Source organism: Brevibacillus sp. HB1.3 (assembly GCF_013186635.1).
Taxonomy (GTDB): Bacteria; Bacillota; Bacilli; order Brevibacillales; family Brevibacillaceae; genus Brevibacillus; species Brevibacillus brevis_D.
Genome location: NZ_JABMIT010000004.1, coordinates 357,975 through 373,236 on the forward strand (window position 1 = coordinate 357,975; position 15,262 = coordinate 373,236).

Consider the following 15,262-nt stretch of genomic DNA (forward strand, 5'->3'; position numbering starts at 1 on the left):
ACAAATTGTGTGCTAAGGGAGAGAATGAGTAATGGGTAAATTTCGGGTCACGTTTAAAAGTATTGTCGTTCATAAATCTGATGATGGCGCATTTGACAGCACTTTAGAAACGAAATGGAATTTCATTATTAATGGATCAATTTTTTCTTGGACAAAAAATCTAAAAGCACAAAACACACCGTACGCCATTGATATTAGTCATGATCTTGATGTTCCTGATAATTCGATCATTCATATCGAGGTTTATGGAAATGAAATTGATACTGTTAGTGATGACGAATTACCAGGCTTTATTCATACCTGGAACAGAGATAGCAGTTGGGGCTTAGGATTTCATCCTGAGAAACAGTCCAATGATCACATAACTTACACACTTAATTATGAAATTTCCCAAATATAAGGTATAGTTGACACCTACCCATTACTAATTCTCGCCCCACGTTTTTTGAAAGCGTGGGGTTATCACGTCAAAGCTGAAGAAGAAACCCTCGGGTCAATTGCCCAAGGGTCTCCTTTGCTTGCTACTTAATTATTCCACTGGAATATAACCCGTTTTTTCTACTAGTTCTTGTCCCTGCGGAGACAAAATCCATTCGATCAGTTTCTCTGCATTCGGATTGTCTGTCCCTGCTGTCACTACGTAAAACTCGGCCGCATACGGATACGATCTGTTTTTTATCGTTTCCTTATTAGGCTTTACCCCATCAATTGCGAGTAAACGAATGTTTCCGTTTCGCACCATCTCCGTGGCATAAAACAAGAACGAGTAACCGATGGCATTCGAATAATTTTTGTAATTGGCTGTTTGCTCGATGATTTCACCCATTCCTGTTACCACGTCTTCTTGCGGTGCTTTCATGAGCTCTTTACCTCCCATGATCTTCTTGAGCATCGTCTGACTTCCGCTATTTTCAGGACGCTGAAAGGAGCGAATAAACTCATACCCGCCCCCGACTTGATCCCAGGAATTGATGTCTCCCGCATAAATGTCCTGAATCTGCTGGGTAGTGAGTCCCTGCACAGAATTCTCTGCATGGACAAAAAAGACAAACGCTTCCCTTCCAATCGGGGTCAGCTTCAGCTCTACGCCTTTTTCTTTGGCCGCTAGGAGCTGTTCCTCAGAAGGAGCTGCCGCAAAGATGACATCGACTTTGCCATCCAGTAAGTTTTTATAAGCATTTGGCGTTTTGCTTACCATGACTTCGCTGTCGTCAAGGTCGTAATCCTTCTTGGGATAAACAGCCTGCACAAAGGAAGCGTAAAGAGGATACAAGGCGGTCGCTCCATCTATTTTGGGCAAATCAGACTGTATCGACAGTGTCGCAGGTTGATCAAGCTTTTTAATTTTGGAGCCTGTACGAAACGGTTTATATTGTTCCAGATCGACCTCTGCCTCACTGACAATAGGAATGCTATTATGGTAATAGCTGCTGATCTCATATCCTGCAACTGGCAGCGTACAAAAGAGAAAATAGACAAAGAGGGCTCTGTTCCATAACCGACTCTTTTGCGGGGCGAACATTTGCCCGATGATGTAAAGGATAAAAACGACTGTCGTGACAGCGACAAGTAGGGAATAAACTCTTCCCTGTGCGTTCAGGGCAGTCATTACCATCGCCACGACTCCGATCACAGTAATGATCGCACCCAAAACGATACAGCCGAAGACTTTTCCTACCATTTCTTTATTCATTCCTTCTCCTCCCAGTTCTCCTACCGTTATTATAAATGATTGGAAGAGATTAGGAAGGAGAAGCTACCAAACGAGCCAATTCACTCGACACCTAACCATTCCTTATAGTTTGTTGCCCATTTTTGCAGATCATGGATGAACACGCTGGCGTGATAGCCATCACAAACCGCATGATGGACCTGCAAAGAAACAGGCAAGAACGTTTTTCCTTCTTGCTCGAAATACTTTCCGCTCGTAATGATAGGCAGCAAATATCGCCCATCTCCCGAAATATTCAGATTAAACCCACTGAAGCTCACCCAGGGAATACACGAGACAGGGAAAGTATTAGGCGGTTCCAGTTCTTTCGCCACAAGACCTTTGTTGTCCCCGTACTGTTTCATATCCGCTACGTAATTTTGATAATACAAATGGAACTCGTCAGCGAATTCCGTCCACATCGTAGAAAAAGTTTGATCGTCCTGATGAAAAAAAGTATAGCTGGGTATCATGCTCTCCCAATAGCCCAACTCGCCATCTGTATGAAAAGAAGTCCGAAATTCACGGTGCGCATTGACAACGTTCGTCACCATATACAGAAAAGCCGGGTACAGCTTCATCCCCTTTTGCTTTAAAGCGGGCAGCAATTCCGTTATATCTATGTTGGCAGTCATACTGAAGGTGCAATTCACTCGGTTCAGATAATGCTCGAAATACGGCTTTCTGCTCCAGTTATCTAGATCGATTCGCTGAAATTTCATTGGATATCCCTCCTAAAATCGAAAACATCATGATTTTAGGAGGTGATTTTGCGTGTCCTTTTCATAACACCATCCCCTTCTCCAATCCTGCCTTACCCTTCCAGCATACCATTTGCATCTCTTCCTGACATCAGCCTGTGTATAGTCGAAATGTTTAAGTAGAAATAGGGTAGGGAAAAGGAAAGGGATGGTAAAGGAGGAACATGATGAGAAATATCATTTTATGCTTAGCTTTTTTCGCTTCTATTCTTTTTTCAACTCCCGTGCCTGTACAAGCCAGTCAGTTCAGCGATATCCCGAATGGACATTGGGCTCGGGAATCAGTTGATTTCATGGTGAAAAAAGGTGTATTAAGTGGTTATTCCAATGGGGCCTTCAGACCGAATGAGGCGATTGACAGAGCTGAACTCACTGTTATGTTTTATAAGCTGTTTAATAAACTTCGTCCGAATCTTAATCCCTCTTACCCGGACATGAAAATACAGAAGTTTGAAGACGTTCCCAAAAATCATTGGGCCTATCAGCCATTGATGGAAATGTACAGTGCAGACGCCCTTGGTGTTGTAGACTGGTTTGGATCAAAAATTTACGTCTATCCCGAAAGAAAAGTGACTCGCTGGGAAGCTATGTACATCTTCCAATCATTTTTTAGTCAAAGGATGCATCAAATGCCCGACGTTCAAGTTTTGCAAATACTTGCCGGAATTGATGACATTACCGTGCAGTCGTTTGACTCAACTGGGTATTCATCACCTTATCCTGGTTCAACTGCTGTGGATTTAATCGAAAGCGACGAATACACGATTAGCTATAGTCCCCTCGACACTGGAGAAATTCTATTTGCCAACCGTGGCAGAGACGCATTAAAAGCTTATGCACTTGCATGGCTTGTGGGCAATAACATCATGAGTACGTGGGGAAACGAATTGGAAATACACGATCCTCTCACACGAGCGGAGGCTGTGGTTATGCTACACCGTACTTACAACGTCTTATTGGCAGACGGTTCTCTCTCAACTTATACGAGTAAATAACCCTCTCCAAAACTCTCATTTCGAAAAAGGAGCCCTCCCATTTGGAAGGCTCCTTTTTCAGCAATTGCACTTTTACTCCATCTGCATTTTGCTCATATCCATATACAAGCAGATTTCAGCGATGACCATCCAAATCAGCGAAGCCCGCTCCATACATTCCCGGACAGTACAGCTCATTCAAGAGGCAACGTTATTTTAAAAAGAGTCGTATACCGTTGATTTCTTTCCAAATGAATGGTCCCCTGATGTAACGTTATAATTTTTTTGCAAATGGCTAGACCGAGTCCTGTGCTATCTTTCACAGGATTACTCCCTTTTATGAACTCTTCAAAAATGTGCTCCCTAACATCCTTTTGAACACCTGTACCGTTATCACCTAACCACAGAGCAACGCCGGCTTCTATTTTCTCGCATGAAACGAATAGCTGCGTTCCCGGAGGATTATGTTTTAGTGAGTTACCGATCAAATTCGTAATAACGCGGTTCATATGCATTTTGTCGAACATGACAAACAGCGGTTCCTCTGGAATTTTCACTTCCAACTGAAATCCCCTATCTTCTATTTCCGGATAAAATTCCGCAACAAGCTGCATAAACCACTTACTAATATTCACCTTTTCTTGATCCAGTCTCACGTGCTGGTCTTCCAGCTTTGCCAGTTCGAACAAATTTTGAATCAAATGGGCCATATAAGACGATTTGTCGTTAATATATTGAACATACTGACGCCTTTGCTCTTCTTCTAGCTCCGGCCTATCCAGCAACAACTGAGAATACCCGAATACAGAGGTAATCGGTGTTTTCAGATCATGAGACAAATGCAACAGCATGTTTCTTTTGTTGTTCGCTACCGCTTCTTTCTCTTCAGAGGTCTGCTGTAGTCGTTCTGCCATTCCGTTAAATGCTTCTCGGATTTCTGCAAATTCCATTTCAGCCGAAAATGTAAGCCTCTTCTGATAATTGAAGCCTTCCATCTCTTTAATGCCCTCTACAATTTGCCGGAGAGGCTTCTTCATCTTCAAGACGGAGTACCGGGTGTAGAAATAAAGGGCAATGAACAACAGAACGACAAACAACGCTAGTAAGATTCCAAGCGCCAATGATATAATTTCCGACCGCTCAGGAATTTTCCATAACAGAACATAGGTCTCACCCTCTGGCCCTTGCACTTGAAAGGCATGGTAGAAAATTGAATCATCATTGCGCAATATGTCCACTTTAGCGTACAGCATTCCATCGCTATATGTCATGATATTGTCTTCCTTGTTGCCTTTTACATAGATGACTGTCCCCGATTCATCCACGATCTCGAACCAGCCGCCGTACTCGTCTAACAACCGACCATCAATCTTTTCAAAAGGGTACTGGTATATTTTACTGCCGTCCACTCGGGTCAAATCAGGTGATTTATCAAAATAGTTGTCCATCAACAGGTCTGTCCCCAAAAGAGCAATCATAATCGTGCATAAGAACAAACCGCTTATCACAACATAGTGCCGAAAAAACAGTTGTTTTAACGGCGGCTTGTCGGGGATGCTCTCATTTTTTTTCAAAACGGTAGCCTAACCCCCTGATCGTAATAAGATAAACTGGCTTTCTTGGGTTATCCTCAATCTTCTCCCTGAGTTTGCTGATATAGACCATGATGAGGTTTTCATCCCCTATGTATTCCTGCCCCCAAACATGCTCGTAAATGGATGCTTTTGTAAAAACTCTCCCCGCCTGCTTCATCAGTAAAGACAAAATCTTGAACTCGTACGATGTCACTTCTTTCTGCTGTCCATTTTTGTACAGCTTACAGCTCACCAAATCGAGCATGACATCGCCAATTTGTATGATTTCATGGTTCTGCTTTTCACCTTTAGAAAATACATCCATTCTTCTGAATAACGCTTGAACTCTGCTGACGACTTCTATGGGGTTAAAAGGCTTCCCCACATAGTCGTCAGCGCCAAGCTGCAGTCCAATAATTTTATCCATATCGTCCGATTTCGCGGACAGGAACAAAAACGGAACTTCAGAAATATGTCGCATCTTTTTTAATAACTCGTATCCATCCATCATCGGCATCATAATATCAGCAATAACCAGATCGATTTGCACGTTTGAGAATACAGCCAGCGCATCAACCCCATTACCTGCTTCATAAGTAGCAAACCCGTAATTTTTCAAATAAATACTGAGTAGTTCACGAATTTGTGCTTCATCGTCGATGATCAATATCGTTTTGATTGTATTTCCCTCCATCGCCTCATGTCGCAACGAAGCACAAATAAGAAGTCACGGCTTGTTGTACACTAAAATAATTGGTCTGCGAACCGAGATAGTAACGCAGCCGCTTCTTTCCTTACCATCGGCTGCTCTGATTTATAATCGAGACTGCCATCTCTGCCTTTCACCACTTCTGGTCCGTATAATCCTTTTGCCACTACGAAATGGACTCCCTCTAAAGCCCAAGCATCTGTCCTACCACTCAACTTGGCTTTTTTCGGCTCTGCATGAAAATAGCCAAATGCCATGCGCCATACGATGGATGCTGCTTCTTGACGCGTCAATGGCTCGTTCGGATTAAATTTGCCATCAGCTGATGCTTTTAGTAAACCTAACTCGTAAGCTGCTTGAATTTCCCGCGCATACTTGTTACCTGAAAGATCCGTGTAAATCGGTTTATGCTTTGATGGGGCAATGCCACTCCACTTGATGAACCAGCCAACAAACTCTCCTTTTGTTATCTGTTGTTCGGGCGAAAAGCGATTGTCTCCTTCCATATCAGCAAAGACACCGATCTGTCTCAGGTGATAAATATAGGACGCATATGGATGGTCATTTTCCACATCCTGATAACGTTGCGGCTCAGGCATTTTTTCTGCCCAACTATCTGATTTTAACTCGTAATAGAAAGCCCGCACATCTCCGTGATCGTTCAGCTTAAAAGCAGCTTTACTACCTTGTTCATCCTGGAATAAGAGTGGCTCCACCTCATATAGGACATGTTCTCCCAGCGAGTCTTTTACAATGAGTTTGCCGCCTTCAGCACGTATACGAGTCGTCCACATCCGGTTTCGCAAATCGCTGTATGTCCCTTCAAACTTCGTGAGTTCTTGTTTCGCTAACTCAATCCCTTTTTTCTGCTCATTTTTCGGGTAGTAATGATCCATAAACGCTTTAATCAAAGGCAGACGAATTTCGAAGTCCTTATTGACTGTAACAAATACTCCCACTTTTTCTTCCGGGATCAACCACATCCCGGTATGGTATCCTTGTAAATCTCCTCCTTTTTCAATAACATATTGTCCATTGTAATTTTGCTGGTTGGCATATTCGAAACCAAGGGCCATGTTATTCAGCTTTGGATGCACGGAAAGATGAGGTCTGTGCATTTCTGCTGCCGTTTCTTCTTCCATAATCGTCGCATTCCCAAGCTTTCCTTTATTGAGATGAGCAATCATGAATTTAGCCATATCAGAACCAGTTGAGAGCATTCCACCATCAGGAAGCTCAGTTGGTACCATTGCATAAGTCGGGATCGGCTGTCCGATAATATTATAAGGTACAGCCAATTCTTTGACTATTGAGGGTGTAAGTCGAAAATCACTATTTTCCATGCCAAGTGGCTTAAAGATGCGTTCCTGCACGTATTCACCAAATGGTTTTCCTGCTACTTGTTCTACAACATAACCTTGAATGGTGAAGCCGAGGTTGTCATATCTGTAAAACTCTCCTGGCTTGCGAATGACATTTGGGAGATTGTCCATAACGAATTTCTTTAAAGAAACCTCCCGTTTCAAGTCGGTTGTTGAACCGTCAGAAGTGTCTCCAAAGTCAAATCCAGTGGAGTTCGTTAACAGATGTTTCATTGTAAGAGGAGCGCCTGTCTTATTCGGAATCCGGGCATCCCCCATATATGCGGATACATCTTTGTTCAAATCTATTTTTCCTTGCTCCGCCAATTGCATAACGGCTGTAGCTGTAATAACCTTGGTTACTGACGCTACACGGAATACAGTCCGATCAGGATCGACCGGAATCTTCTTCTCTACATCCGCATATCCATACCCTTTTTTAAAAAGGACCTTGTCTCCTTTTACAACTACAAACGTAGCTCCTGCCATGTTGTTCTTAATTTCTGACTGGTTAAAAAATTCATCTGCAAATTGCTCTACCTCTCTCGGATCATCCGGCCCAGATACAGAAGATGCGAACACTTTGGTTGGAGAAACAACTCCACTTACAAGGCTGACGCTCATAGTAGTTACAAGTACAGTCGCCATTAATGTCTGTAACTTCGAAAACATTTTCATAAGATTGCTCCTCTCCTTTACCCTTATTTCCTTCTCTAGAAGAATAAACAATCAGTCTTAATCGTATTTCTATACAACCTTAATAGAACATGAATTTTTTGCTTGTTCATGCAAAAACCCCTGATTTCTCAGGGGCACGCTCCTCTATTCTCTCGATATCTGTCTCATATCCATATACAACACATTCCACCGATGACCATCCAAATCAGCGAAGCCTGCCCCGTACATCCCTGGACCGTGTTCCCGTGGCCCACTGAAAACAGTGCCCCCAGCCTCTTTCACCTGTTTCACCAATTCATCCACTTCTTCTCTGCTCTCGGCATCGATCGAAAACAACACTTCCGTTCCGCGCTTCGTATCTGCCAATTCATTTTGCGTAAACGATTGGAAAGTAGCCTCTGGGAACAGCATGATGAGCATGTTTTTTTCGCCGATTACCAAGCCCGCCATCTCTTTGCTATTCTCATGGCGAGGATGAAAAGAGAATCCGAGTGCGGCAAAAAATGATTTGGACTTTTCGAGGTCCTTGACGGGCAAATTGATCCAAAGCTCTTTTGTCATGGGAAATTCTCCTTCGCGTTTTGTTTGGATGATACTCATTCTTCTCCTTTAAAGCATAGCAGAATCATGCTCGAACGCTTCTTCTCGATTGCTATTTTTTGTTAAACATTTCATTTATATAATTTCCGATATTGACACTCGGAATTAGAACCGATAAAGTATTGGATAAACTCGGTTTTATAAGCGCGAAAATTCAAAAAATAGTTACGAGGTGGGCACATGGCAAACGATTTGATTCAAGCAATAACCCTGTTAAAACAAAAAGAATGGGTCGATCTCACGCACACATTCGGACCGGAATCCCCGCACTTTCACGCCTTTGACGCCGCCGAATTCCAAACACTGTTCACACATGACGACGGCTTCTTTGCCCAGCGCTTCTCTTTTCCTGGACAGTACGGTACGCACTTGGACGCACCGATTCACTTCGTGCGCAACAAGCGTTACTTGGACGAGATCGAGCTAAAAGAACTCGTATTGCCGCTCGTCGTCATCGACAAATCAAAAGAAGCCGAAGCCAACAACGACTATTCGCTTTCCGTGGAAGACATTTTGCATTTTGAAAACGAGCATGGTCAAATCGAGAGCGGCTCCTTCGTCGCCTTGCGCACAGATTGGAGCAAGCGCTGGCCAGATGTGGAGTCCTTCAACAATAAGGATGCAGATGGAAACAACCACGCTCCTGGCTGGTCCTTGGAGGCTTTACAATTTTTGTTCGCGGAAAGACAAATCAAAGCAATTGGTCACGAAACCTTCGATACGGATGCGACGATTGATTACCGAAAAAACGGAGCGCTTTTGGGTGAGTATTTCGTCCTCGATCAAGACACCTATCAAGTAGAGCTGCTCAAAAATCTCGATAAGCTACCAGCAAAAGGCGCTGTCATTGTAAACATTACACCCAAGCCTGAAAAAGCCTCCGGGTTTCCCGTTCGTTCGTTTGCGATTTTGCCTTAAACCAAAGCCGAGGAAACGCCAGGTATCATCAACGATCACCTGTCTTTCACTCGGCTTTTCAGCTGAAAATGCCCTACGTATCCAATGACGATTTACGGATAACCGCCACACTGGACTCCCTTACAATCAGCCGGGGCTCGAACTGTACGCGTTCGTACGCTCCTGCCCCCTGCTCGCGAATCCGTTTCAGCAAAAGCTCAGTCGCCAGCCTTGCCACCTCTTCCCCCATGATCGAAACAGAGCTGATCTGCGGAGTCGTAATCGTCGTCCACACATTGTTGTCAATTCCCACGACCGCGACATCTTCTGGTACGCGGACTCCGAGCTCCTTGAACCGATTCACGATCCCGATTGCCACCATGTCATTGATCGCATAGATAGCATCCGGCATGTTTTTCAGGCTAAAAAAGTAATCAGCAGCACGGAGGCCCGTCTCAAACGAGAAGTCCTCACCAAAATACACCAGCGAAGGATCGACGTGCTGAAGCGACGCCTCATAGGCAAAATACCGCTCCTCGATCTTGTCCTTCGGCGCACCAGCGTATGCGATTCGCGTACGGCCAATTTTGATCAGATGCTCCATGACGAGTCGACCTTCTTGGCGGGCCATGCTGACCACATCTGCTTTCACATTGTCTTCGAGCTTTTTTCCATAGTTTATAATAGAAACGGGAACACTCGCTTTGTTAATCATCTGGACCAACGTCTTCGGATAGGCGAGCGGCATGATAATCAGCCCGTCTACATGCAGCTTTTTGACCTCACGCACAGTCTCAAGCTCCATTCGGGCATTTCCTGCTGTATTAATTTGTACGACACGGTAGCCATGCTGCTTGGCTGCTTGTTCGACTGACCAGGCGATATCCGGAATGATCGCATTGCGAATGTCAGGGACAGCCAATGCGATTTGATAGGTTTGGCGTACCTTTAGACTTTGCGCGGAAGTATTTGGAATAAAGCCCAGCTCATCGATCACTTCCAAAATCAACGCTTTCGTCTTCGGACTGATCCCCCCGCTGTCATTGATGGCCCTCGATACGGTTGCGATTCCTACGCCAGCCTTCTTCGCCACGTCTTCTATAGTCACTTTATTTTTTGTATCCAACGCCCTGCTTTCCTTTCCATACCGGAATCGTTTTCTATGTTTCCGAGCTATAATGTGTTTTCCTACCGCAATTATAGCAGACAACTCCGGCATCTGTTACACAACAAGTATACGACTTCTCGACTTGGCTAGAATCAACATCCTCTCTTCTACCAATTGCACACCCCGCCTAGGAAATCAAATTGACAAGATGCTGAACTTATGACATATTATTTTTCGGAAACGTTTCCTATTTTACTTGCTGAATTTCATATAGAATCCAAATCAAACGAGGAGATGACAGATATGAAAGCATTACGTTGGCACGGTTTGAAGGACCTCCGTTTGGAAACCATTTCGGAACCGGTTGCGACCAAAGGTAAAGTGAAAATCAGAGTCGAGTGGTGCGGGATTTGTGGAAGCGACTTGCACGAATACGTGGCTGGCCCGATCTTCATCCCACAGGGAGCTGAACATCCCCTTACAGGCGAAAAAGCCCCGATTGTAATGGGGCATGAATTTTCCGGACAAGTAGTGGAAATCGGCGAAGGCGTAACCACTATCAAGGTTGGCGACCGCGTCGTCGTCGAGCCAGTTTTCGCTTGCGGAACATGCGCCGCGTGCAGACAAGGCAAATACAATCTTTGCGAAAAAATGGGCTTCCTCGGTTTGGCAGGCGGTGGTGGCGGCTTCTCGGAATACGTGGCTTGCGATGAGCACATGGTCCACAAAATCCCAGACAGTGTCTCCTATGAGCAAGGTGCTCTTGTGGAGCCATCTGCCGTAGCCCTTTATGCAGTTCGTTCAAGTCAGTTGAAAGCTGGTGACAAAGCTGTCGTATTCGGTGCAGGCCCTATCGGCTTGCTTGTCATTGAAGCACTGAAAGCAGCAGGTGCAGCTGAGATTTATGCAGTGGAGCTGTCCCCCGAACGTAAAAGCAAGGCCGCTGAGCTGGGAGCTATCGTCATCGATCCAAAAGAATACGACGTAGTCCAGGAAATTCACAACCGGACAAACGGTGGTGCAGATATCGCCTTTGAAGTCACAGGCGTGCCTCCTGTCCTCACGCAAGCCATCGAATCTACCAAAATCGCTGGACAAATCATGATCGTCAGCATCTTCGAAAGAGAAGCTTCCATCAAGCCAAATCACATCGTCATGAAAGAGCGTAACATGACAGGCATCATTGGCTACCGCGACGTATTCCCTGCCGTCATCAGCCTGATGGAAAAGGGCTTCTTCCCGGCAGACAAGCTGGTCACCCAGCGCATCAAGCTCGACGACATCATGGAGAATGGTTTTGAAGCGCTGTTGAAAGAGAAAAACCAGGTAAAAATCCTCGTTAGCCCGAGAGCATAACCGAAAACGATTCCATAAATATCGTGCTGTTTCCTTCCACATAAGGAAATACGCCATTCCGCTACAAAAAAAACGGAGAGAAAGCAGGGTTCATTCCTGTTTTCCGCTCCGTTTTTTCTTGTTACCCTCTTCGATTTGTAACCTTGCGCTCAGTGAAGAGGAGGAAGTGTCATTACGCTTCCTTTTCTTGCGTATGCTTCAAAATCGCTTCGATGACGACATCCCAATCCCCATACGGAAGCTCATGCCCTGTCCCTTCCAACGTGAGCAAGACTGCTCCCGGAATGGTGTCCGCAAGATGTAAGGCATGCGCGAAAGGAATGAGCAAGTCTTCTGTACCGTGAATCACGAGAGCTGGCACAGCGATTTCCGCTGTCCGCAACAAATACGGTTCACTGGCCGTCACAAAGGCGTGGTTGTTTCTACTCGCATAATGGTTGCTTCTGGCGATATCCATTTTGGCCAATTCACGGACGCGTTCCTCGTCAAAAGGATGCTTGGAACCGATCAAAACTTTCGAACTCGCCACTGCCGCAGCTAAAACCGCTTGTTCATCCTCCCAATTGATCTCCCCCATCTTGCTGAAAAACTCCATCAGCTTCTCATCGATTGGTGGTAGGCCAGGAGCAAAATTCGACGTTGCGTGCAATGTGATCGTGCGAACTCTTTCGGGATGTCGCAATGCAATCATTTGTGTCAACATTCCGCCCATCGACATACCAACGATGTGTGCCTGCTGTACACCGAATGCATCCAGGACGTGAACAGCATCATCCGCCATATCTTCAAATGTATAACCTGGATGGCCGACCTCGTACGTCGTGGAGCGTCCGACATCCCGATTATCAAACCGAATAACAAAGCGTCCAGCATCAGCTATTCGCTGACAAAATTCTTCCTCCCACCAAAGCATGGACATCTGAGCTCCCATAATCAGCAAAATCGCCGGATCTGTGGGCTTCCCAAAGCTTTCCGCGCATATTTCCACACCATTTACTTTTAGGATCTGTTCTGCCATTGTAAGTTTTCCTCCTCAACGAACTGAAATAAAAAAACACAGGCTAGGCTGCCTGTGCTTACGTCATCGAAAAAGGAAGAAGAAACGGAAACCATGAACATCAGATACCCGCATCTGATTGTACAGGATGGGTTCCATTTTCTTCACAGATCATGCAAATAGAAGGAGCAGCACACTCGCCTTCCTCACTCCCATTTGCCCATGATTCAATTGGGTTACCGTAGCGGCAAACCATTTTTCGATTCGTATGCACACAACATAGCCTTTTCACGCTATATCATCGATTGTGTTGTGCGAATAAAGCATCGAAAAATTAATTTGCCACACGTAACCCTCCGTTCTTGATAAGTTGTGCCCATCCTACCACATGCTTTTTCATCTGTCAACGATTGGCAGTTTCAACGGTTTTTCGTAGCTATCATTTTTCTTCTTTGGCAGCAAAAAGCAGCTTTCGCACCCGCTCATCCCGCAGCCACAATCCGCCCCACATTAAAATCGCGAGGTAGACAGCAAACAGTGTATGCGTAAAAAGAGGCGCATCGACACGAATCTGGGTCGCGACGCCCCCACCGAAAAATCCAGTCAACAGAAGTGCACCCAAAACTGCTGTCCGGGGTATCGCATACAACACCGTTGATACAAGGGCGAGAATTCCAATCACACCAATGTGGTGCTGCGCATAGCCGAGTACGAGGGTCCCCTCTACGACAGGAGCAGGCTGGATGAGTTTAAATACACCGTCAAAAAGCATAAAAAGAATGACAAGTCCGCTCATAATCCGTGCAATCCACAGACGTGTTTTAGAAATTTGACTCCGCATGGGGGTCCCACCTTTCATTTTTTTCCTAAGCAGATCGTAGCACATTCTAAGCGGAGAGATTTCTTCTGAATTGCTCTTTTGGGGAAATGTTCACTCGGTAACCTGGTTTTTCGGAGCAACAAAAAGAAGTGCCAGCCTGCGCGCCGACACTTCCTATTCCAGCTCTTATTGCAATTGTTGCACCTGATAGCCCTTGGCTTTCAAATGATCGATAACCATGCCTTTCATCGAGAAGTGGGCAGCACCGACCACGACAAAAGAAGTCGTTTCTCCTTTTTTCTCCAACACTTCTGCCAGTTTAATAGCCATGTTTTTGTCTCGCTCACCGAGCAGGCGCTGGTTCACTTCGCCTTCACCGAAATCGCCATTCGTCGTCATGATCTGGGTAAAGCCATTGAGATCGCCTTCTACCCATTCCGTCTGCATATCTTTTAAGAGCTTTGTGCCTTCCTCCAGCCCTTTTTCGGTCATCGCACTATCTAAAATAATGTTCAATTCTTTCTCCTGCTGCTCTGCCGGTACACCTGACAGCAAGTCCGCTTGCAGCTTAATGCCTTCCAGCTCCTTGATCGGCTTCTCATCCAGCATCGCCTTCGTCAGGAAGTACCTGTCGATGCCAGTCAGCATCGCGAACTGAAGATCCGTTTCACCGTCTGCGTAGCCGAGCGTTGGCACAGACAACGAAATAGCAAATGGCTTGTACGCATCAAAAGAATTGGCTGGCAGTTGCAGCTTTGCAAGCAATTTTTGCACCTTTTGGTACGTCTCAGCGGATACGTGATCCTTCAGTGTGGTGCCATCCGTATATACCATCTTTTGTGTTAAATAGTCATTGTCACCGTTGATAATATCGGCTTCGACCCACAGTTCATCCGATTCTTCATACGCTTCCCGGATGTCTTTTTGCATCGGGTACATATCTGCGATCCCCATGTGGATCGAGCCGAGCAAGTACATGGTATTTTTGCCATTAGTCACTTTCCACATGAGACCTTCGGCACCGCCGCCTACCGTATCGAATGCGAACTCGACCAGTCGGCTCGCCATCACCGTCGCTTGTTCAACCGTGCTTGGCTGGTTCAGCTCCAGACCTGCGCTTGTCCCTTTGACCAAGCCTTTTTTCTTCATATAGTCAATCGGGTTATCCCCGGTCATTTCGAATGCTGCTGGCAATTCGTAATTCGCCAGGAGATTGTACAGAGAAGTAATGACTGCTTCTCTCGTAATGACCTTATCAGTCGGAAAGGATAAGGAAGCGTTCTTTTTCTTCAATCTCAGAAGATCCAGCTTTTTCGCCGTTCCTTCCATCAACGAAATAAATTTGTCAGCAGGAATCGATTGCTGAAATGAACCGTCTTCATACCACGCCAGTGGAAAAATTCCGTATTTCTCCCCTTCGTTCAACGTGGTCACCGACCAAGGGCTGATTACGGGAGCTACGGGTGTTTGCCCGTGGACTGGAAGCACATACCCTAGCAAAAGCGCCAAACTGAGTGCACCTGTACCTGCCCAACGAGTCAGCTTGCTCCAGCGTTTGTTTAATTTCATGAAACTTTCTCCTCTCGATTCTAAGCTGAATGATTTTATGCCACTCTATCTTAGTGGTAGATTATACCACATTTTTCTGGAAGAGATAACCGAATGATAGAAAAGAATAGAAAACAGGGCCTTTTTCACTATACATAAAAAGCAACC

15 protein-coding genes are annotated in these 15,262 nt (G+C 45.3%); 4 read left to right on the forward strand and 11 right to left on the reverse strand.

The window, feature by feature from the left end:
• Window positions 1-31 precede the first annotated feature (31 nt).
• Window positions 32-400, forward strand: a complete 369-nt coding sequence (locus tag HPY31_RS12175) for a hypothetical protein (protein WP_172140917.1) — start codon at window positions 32-34, stop codon at window positions 398-400.
• A gap of 129 nt (window positions 401-529) precedes the next feature.
• Here HPY31_RS12175 and HPY31_RS12180 read toward each other — a convergent pair whose 3' ends face one another.
• Window positions 530-1,693, reverse strand: a complete 1,164-nt coding sequence (locus tag HPY31_RS12180; protein WP_172140918.1) for a PstS family phosphate ABC transporter substrate-binding protein — start codon at window positions 1,691-1,693, stop codon at window positions 530-532.
• An 80-nt stretch (window positions 1,694-1,773) separates the two neighbouring features.
• Window positions 1,774-2,433 (reverse strand): type A chloramphenicol O-acetyltransferase, encoded by a 660-nt coding sequence (gene catA / locus HPY31_RS12185; RefSeq protein WP_172140919.1) that lies wholly within the window; start codon window positions 2,431-2,433, stop codon window positions 1,774-1,776.
• 203 nt (window positions 2,434-2,636) lie between these two features.
• Here catA and HPY31_RS29295 point away from each other — a divergent pair, with 203 nt between their 5' ends.
• Window positions 2,637-3,467 (forward strand): S-layer homology domain-containing protein, encoded by an 831-nt coding sequence (locus HPY31_RS29295; RefSeq protein ID WP_253901775.1) that lies wholly within the window; start codon window positions 2,637-2,639, stop codon window positions 3,465-3,467.
• A gap of 173 nt (window positions 3,468-3,640) precedes the next feature.
• On the opposite strand, the gene HPY31_RS12195 is transcribed toward HPY31_RS29295, so the two are convergent.
• The 4 genes from HPY31_RS12195 to HPY31_RS12210 all read right to left on the reverse strand — a co-directional run bounded on the left by HPY31_RS12195 (window position 3,641) and on the right by HPY31_RS12210 (window position 8,329).
• On the reverse strand, window positions 3,641-5,020 hold the full coding sequence (locus HPY31_RS12195) for a HAMP domain-containing sensor histidine kinase (protein ID WP_172140920.1): 1,380 nt from the start codon (window positions 5,018-5,020) through the stop codon (window positions 3,641-3,643).
• Complete coding sequence (locus HPY31_RS12200; RefSeq protein ID WP_172140921.1) at window positions 5,007-5,714, reverse strand: response regulator transcription factor; 708 nt, start codon at window positions 5,712-5,714, stop codon at window positions 5,007-5,009. The genes HPY31_RS12195 and HPY31_RS12200 overlap by 14 nt, the downstream gene beginning before the upstream one ends.
• Before the next feature lie 50 nt (window positions 5,715-5,764).
• On the reverse strand, window positions 5,765-7,768 hold the full coding sequence (locus HPY31_RS12205; protein WP_172140922.1) for a serine hydrolase domain-containing protein: 2,004 nt from the start codon (window positions 7,766-7,768) through the stop codon (window positions 5,765-5,767).
• 144 nt (window positions 7,769-7,912) lie between these two features.
• Window positions 7,913-8,329, reverse strand: a complete 417-nt coding sequence (locus HPY31_RS12210) for a VOC family protein (RefSeq protein ID WP_172140923.1) — start codon at window positions 8,327-8,329, stop codon at window positions 7,913-7,915.
• A 219-nt stretch (window positions 8,330-8,548) separates the two neighbouring features.
• On the opposite strand from HPY31_RS12210, the gene HPY31_RS12215 reads away from it, so the two are divergent.
• Window positions 8,549-9,286, forward strand: coding sequence for a cyclase family protein (locus tag HPY31_RS12215; RefSeq protein ID WP_172140924.1), 738 nt, complete (start codon window positions 8,549-8,551; stop codon window positions 9,284-9,286).
• Between the two features lie 73 nt (window positions 9,287-9,359).
• Here HPY31_RS12215 and HPY31_RS12220 read toward each other — a convergent pair whose 3' ends face one another.
• Window positions 9,360-10,391 carry a LacI family DNA-binding transcriptional regulator gene (locus HPY31_RS12220; RefSeq protein WP_172140925.1) on the reverse strand — a complete coding sequence of 344 codons (1,032 nt, stop codon included), beginning with the start codon at window positions 10,389-10,391 and terminating at the stop codon, window positions 9,360-9,362.
• Between the two features lie 285 nt (window positions 10,392-10,676).
• Here HPY31_RS12220 and HPY31_RS12225 point away from each other — a divergent pair, with 285 nt between their 5' ends.
• Complete coding sequence (locus tag HPY31_RS12225) at window positions 10,677-11,729, forward strand: 2,3-butanediol dehydrogenase (protein ID WP_172140926.1); 1,053 nt, start codon at window positions 10,677-10,679, stop codon at window positions 11,727-11,729.
• A 172-nt stretch (window positions 11,730-11,901) separates the two neighbouring features.
• On the opposite strand, the gene mleBRB is transcribed toward HPY31_RS12225, so the two are convergent.
• The 4 genes from mleBRB to HPY31_RS12245 form a co-directional block, all read right to left on the reverse strand.
• Window positions 11,902-12,747: a BRB family alpha/beta fold macrolide esterase gene (mleBRB, locus tag HPY31_RS12230; protein ID WP_172140927.1), complete on the reverse strand. Its 846-nt coding sequence runs from the start codon at window positions 12,745-12,747 to the stop codon at window positions 11,902-11,904.
• A 100-nt stretch (window positions 12,748-12,847) separates the two neighbouring features.
• Window positions 12,848-13,000: a hypothetical protein gene (locus tag HPY31_RS12235; RefSeq protein WP_172140928.1), complete on the reverse strand. Its 153-nt coding sequence runs from the start codon at window positions 12,998-13,000 to the stop codon at window positions 12,848-12,850.
• A 165-nt stretch (window positions 13,001-13,165) separates the two neighbouring features.
• Window positions 13,166-13,567, reverse strand: a complete 402-nt coding sequence (locus tag HPY31_RS12240; RefSeq protein WP_172140929.1) for a DoxX family protein — start codon at window positions 13,565-13,567, stop codon at window positions 13,166-13,168.
• A gap of 165 nt (window positions 13,568-13,732) precedes the next feature.
• Complete coding sequence (locus HPY31_RS12245; RefSeq protein WP_172140930.1) at window positions 13,733-15,115, reverse strand: TraB/GumN family protein; 1,383 nt, start codon at window positions 15,113-15,115, stop codon at window positions 13,733-13,735.
• Window positions 15,116-15,262 lie beyond the last annotated feature (147 nt).

Coding starts and splice junctions, on each gene's coding strand:
- HPY31_RS12210 (WP_172140923.1), bottom strand. CDS start 8,329: ATGACAAAAGAGCTTTGGATCAATTTGCCCGTCAAGGACCTCGAAAAG.
- mleBRB (WP_172140927.1), bottom strand. CDS start 12,747: ATGGCAGAACAGATCCTAAAAGTAAATGGTGTGGAAATATGCGCGGAA.
- HPY31_RS12240 (WP_172140929.1), bottom strand. CDS start 13,567: ATGCGGAGTCAAATTTCTAAAACACGTCTGTGGATTGCACGGATTATG.
- HPY31_RS12205 (WP_172140922.1), bottom strand. CDS start 7,768: ATGAAAATGTTTTCGAAGTTACAGACATTAATGGCGACTGTACTTGTA.
- catA (WP_172140919.1), bottom strand. CDS start 2,433: ATGAAATTTCAGCGAATCGATCTAGATAACTGGAGCAGAAAGCCGTAT.
- HPY31_RS12180 (WP_172140918.1), bottom strand. CDS start 1,693: ATGAATAAAGAAATGGTAGGAAAAGTCTTCGGCTGTATCGTTTTGGGT.
- HPY31_RS12245 (WP_172140930.1), bottom strand. CDS start 15,115: ATGAAATTAAACAAACGCTGGAGCAAGCTGACTCGTTGGGCAGGTACA.
- HPY31_RS12175 (WP_172140917.1), top strand. CDS start 32: ATGGGTAAATTTCGGGTCACGTTTAAAAGTATTGTCGTTCATAAATCT.
- HPY31_RS12225 (WP_172140926.1), top strand. CDS start 10,677: ATGAAAGCATTACGTTGGCACGGTTTGAAGGACCTCCGTTTGGAAACC.
- HPY31_RS12200 (WP_172140921.1), bottom strand. CDS start 5,714: ATGGAGGGAAATACAATCAAAACGATATTGATCATCGACGATGAAGCA.
- HPY31_RS12215 (WP_172140924.1), top strand. CDS start 8,549: ATGGCAAACGATTTGATTCAAGCAATAACCCTGTTAAAACAAAAAGAA.
- HPY31_RS29295 (WP_253901775.1), top strand. CDS start 2,637: ATGATGAGAAATATCATTTTATGCTTAGCTTTTTTCGCTTCTATTCTT.